We start from the raw sequence: 399 nt of genomic DNA, 5'->3' as shown, positions 1-399 counted from the left end.
TCGGCGCGGCGCGCCGCTGCCGCCTCGACCCGGGCCTGCTGCGCGGCGGCGCTCGCCTCCTGCGCCCGCTGCTGGTGTTGCCGGGCGGTACGGTCCGCCTCCCCGGCCGTGGCCCGGGCCGCGGCGTGCGCGTCGCGTTCGGCGGCGAGCCGCTCGGAAAGCTCGTCCCGGCCGGCTTCTGCCGCCTCGGCCCGATCGCGTTGCTGCTGCTCGACCCGCTGTACGGCGGCGAGCTGCTCGGCGAGCCGGTCGCGTTCGGTGGCGGCGGTACGCGCCTCGGCCCGGGCGGCGTCGCGCTGCTGCACGGTGTCGGCGTGCAGCGCCTTCGCGGTGGCGGCGTCGGCCCGGGCGGCGTCCCGCTCGCCCAGCGCGGTACCCAGCTCGGTGTGCGCGGCGCTA

1 pseudogene is annotated in these 399 nt (G+C 80.2%); it reads right to left on the bottom strand.

The features are described from left to right. Positions 1 to 399, bottom strand: a pseudogene (locus NUM_RS33505) (hypothetical protein); the annotation flags it as partial.

The organism is Actinocatenispora comari (genome assembly GCF_017312725.1).
GTDB lineage: Bacteria > Actinomycetota > Actinomycetes > Mycobacteriales > Micromonosporaceae > Actinocatenispora > Actinocatenispora comari.
Note: the sequence above shows the minus strand (reverse complement) of the source record. Positions and strands in the feature narration are given on the sequence as shown.